Raw genomic sequence first — 329 nt, forward strand, 5'->3', positions numbered from 1 at the left:
TTAGATTCATCATTTGCTATCTTGTAACGATGCTTTCTGGGTTGGTTACTGATTAGCCCTGCATCTCTCATTAAACTCGCGGCCTTATAACGGCCAACATTTTCACCCAGTTGATTAAGCTGGCCTGCTATCGTTCTTGCCCCTGCAGAGCCTCTGCTATCACGGTGAATTGCAATCGCTTGCTGGCGCAGTTTCTCACGTTCAGGCTTCACTAATCCACGATGTTTGAGATGATAATGGTAGCTGCTACGCGGTATTTCAAACAAATGACAAAGCTGTTTGACGATGTTCTGCTCTCTCGATAACAATTCAATTAATGCTATCGTTTG

1 protein-coding gene is annotated in these 329 nt (G+C 44.1%); it reads right to left on the minus strand.

Annotation, left to right across the window (positions count from 1 at the left end):
- The coding region (locus AAEY94_RS20635; RefSeq protein WP_350979903.1) for an IS3 family transposase at positions 1 to 329 on the minus strand (329 nt) is incomplete at both ends.

This window comes from Shewanella sp. AC34-MNA-CIBAN-0136 (genome assembly GCF_040309945.1).
In the GTDB taxonomy this organism is placed as follows: Bacteria; Pseudomonadota; Gammaproteobacteria; order Enterobacterales; family Shewanellaceae; genus Shewanella.